This is a genomic window from Geomonas sp. (assembly GCF_056994735.1).
Window position 1 is genome coordinate 1 of sequence record NZ_JBXKJL010000398.1, and the last position, 3,274, is coordinate 3,274.

Annotated in this window: 1 protein-coding gene; it reads right to left on the reverse strand. The window is 63.6% G+C overall.

Annotation, left to right across the window (positions count from 1 at the left end):
- Positions 1-3,274 (reverse strand): S8 family serine peptidase (locus AC11W3_RS17125; RefSeq protein ID WP_484093418.1); only part of this gene is annotated, 3,274 nt, incomplete at both ends.

Below are 3,274 nucleotides of genomic sequence, written 5' to 3' on the forward strand. Positions count from 1 at the left end.
GACGAGGTGCCGGGGAAGCTGGCCGTTCCCGAGAGGAGGCCGGAAGCGCTGCCGAGGGTCAGCCCGGCGATGAGAGAGCCGCGGGTGACCGACCACGAGTAAGGGGGGGTGCCGCCGGTGGCGGCCAGGGTGAGGCTGTAGGGGGCTCCCGCCATGCCGTCCGGCAGAGCCGAGGTGGCGATGCTCACCGGCGAGAGGCTCGGACTGCCTATGAGGCCGGTATGTCCGGCATTCCCGGCATACTGCGTCCACTGTTCCGCTGCGGCGGCATGGGGAATCCCGAGGTCCCAGGCCCAGAGGACCGGCCGCAGCCCCGACTCAAAGAAGACCAGCTTCTCGGAGCCGCTCTTGTTGAGGTCGGTGAGGACGGGGGTGTTGTTTATATTGCTGCCGGTGTTCCTGGCGGTGATGTCGAGGGTCGAGACGGTACCATCGGCCTGGATCACCTTGAAGTGCGTCCCGTCGTAGGCGATTATGTCCGGCTTCCCGTCCCCGGTGACGTCGGCAACCGCCATATTCCCCTGGGGATTGACGGTAGCCGCAGGGAAGAGCAGGGTGCCGTTATCCCGGATGGCCAGCACGCTGTTCATGCTCGGGGCGATGACCACGCGGCGCCCGTTCCTCTCGAGGTCCGCCACTGCCAGCTCACTCCAGCCAGGATATCCGGCAGTCTTTACCGGCCATCCCGGCACCAGCTTTCCGGTGTAGTCGAAGGCGTAGAAGCGGGTATTGCTCTCGGTGGTACCGGTGTCGTTCCCCTTCCAGGCCCCGAGCTTGACCACGATCTCGGGTGCGCCGTCGCCGTTGATATCGGCTACTATGGGCGAGCCGATCGGATTGAGGTTGTAATACTTGGTGCTGGTGATATCTTCCCCCGGTTCCGGCCAGTCGTAGCGCCAGCGCACGGTCCCGTCGTTGTTGAATGCCATCAGCGATCCGCCTAGGGTCCGGTAGGTATCGCCGCTGCCGTACCTGATGTTCCTGATCACGTTCTTGATGATCTCGGGCTTGCCGTCTCCGTCGAGGTCCGTCACGGCGACGGTCTTGGAGTTGTACCAGGAGTCATATTCCCCAAGGAGGTAGGACCACAGCACGTTTCCCCGGTAATCGAGGGCATAAAGCTTCGAGTTCAGGGTCTGGGTGATGATCTCGGCCTTGCCGTCACCGTTGATGTCGGCAAGGGTGACGTTGAGCGCCGGGTGGTCCTTATCCTCGAGATTCTTCGACCAGCGCAGCTTCCCCCACCGGTCATAGACATTCAGGCTGGGGTTGAGGCTGTTGAAGACCGGGAACACCACCTCGAGGTTTCCGTCCCCGTCGATGTCACCCACGGTGGCGCCGTAATCGATGTACGTCGACGAGGCCGGCACCGTGACCGGCCATCCCGGGGCTTGCGTACCGTCTGGCTTGAAGGCACTGATGAAGGCCCGGTTCGAGCTGTCATTGCCGGGTATGATAATCTCGTTCAGACCGTCGTTGTCGAGGTCCCCCAGGTTCGGGGCGTTCCAGAGCGAGATGTTCTTGTTCAGGCTGGAGTAGAGCTGCGGCCAGCCGGGGAGGAAGTTTTTGCCCACCGTGCCGTGGATCACGGTCTCCGTCTTGCCATTCTGATCCTGGGCCACCACCTTGATGGTGCAGCCCTCGAAGGGGGTGGCTGCAATGGACGGGTTGAGGGTGGCGAGGGCCCCGCTCGTGGCCACTCCGGACGCGATCTCGATCCAGTTGGAGGGGTAGGTCCCGGTCCCGTACAGCACCCGGTAGGGGGCGGACGTGCTTCCGCTGATCGTGATGCTGCTGCCGGCTATGAAATCCTCTGCTGGAGACGAGATGCTGGCCGAAGCGGTGGGGGAAGAGTTGGAGGTGAGGGCCTTGTACACGTTGACCCTCCCGGTCCCGATGTAAAGCGCCGAGTCGGGGAGGTCGGCGTTGTAGACGTCGACCCCCTGCTTGATGATTTCCATGACCTGGTGGTTCGTCAGGTTTGGGTTCTTGGACAGGATGAGCCCTGCGAGCCCGGCTACGTACGGCGAGGCCATGGAGGTGCCGGAGAGCCCCTTGTAGCCGGAGGGGTCGCTCAGGCTGCCGACGGTCGGCACGGTGCTGAGAATGGGGTAGCTGCCGGCGTCTCCGCCGGGGGCTGCCACGTCGACCCAGGACCCGTAGTTGGAATAGTAGGCCCTTTCGTCCAGGTGGCCGGTGGCGGCAACCGCGAGGACGTTGCCGGCATATCCGGGATAGGCGTTGTTGGTGGTGGAGGTGTTGCTGTTGCCTGCCGCGGCAATGAGCACCACGCCCTTGGAGTCGGCGTAATTGAGCGCGTCAGCCTGGAGTTGCGAGTAGCTCCCCCCGAAGCTCATGTTGATGACCTTAGCCCCGTTATCCGCGGCATAGATGATGGCATTGGCGATGTCGTCCGATTCCAGGGACCCGTAATCGGTGCTGCCCAAGCGGATGGAGAAACCGGCCCGGACCGGCATGATCCTGCACGACGGGCAGACCCCGACCACGCCGAAGCCGTTGTTCCCCGCCGCGCCGATGATCCCTGCCACGTGGGTGCCGTGGCCGTTGTAGTCGCCAGGGTCGCTATCGGCCGTGGTGTAGTCCTCGCCGGTAATGAGCTGGTAGCCTGCGCTTATCCAGGCGCTGGTGTCGATATCGACGAAGTCCCTGCCGGGGTTTCCCTGGGGGTCGCGCCAGATGTTGGCGGCGAGGTCCGGGTGGTTGTAGGCCACCCCGGTGTCGACCACGGCGACGATTACCGAGGAGCTGCCGGTGGTTATGTCCCAGCCGGCCGCGGCGCTGGTGTTCTTGTGGCTCCATTGTTGCGGGTACAGGGGATCCGTGGGGGTGAACTGGGTGAAGGAAACGGCCACCGGCTCGGCGTAGTCGACCGCCGGGTCGGCGCCGAGTTCGGCAGCCAGGGCGGGGAGGTCGGCGTCGATTGCCGCCCGGACCTCGTAAATATTCTTGAAGCGGTGGTGGGTATTGTTGGAGAGATTTTTCTCCTTGATCTTCAGGTTATGCTTCTCTTTGGCAGTCGCCAGGGCCGCCACCGTCATGCCGTCCTTGAGCTTCACCACCAGCTTGCCCGGCGAGTAGCGCGGCAGCCTGGACTGCGTCTCATCCACCGGGCCGGGTTGTGCCATGCCGTCCCGGATGTGTTCGACGGCGACTTTTCCTGCTTTCCCTGTCGGCACTTCGGCAAAAGAGTGGGTGGACAACAGCAGATGGAGGGTGGGGATCAGAAAGAGAGTTCCGGCTAGACGTTTCCCGT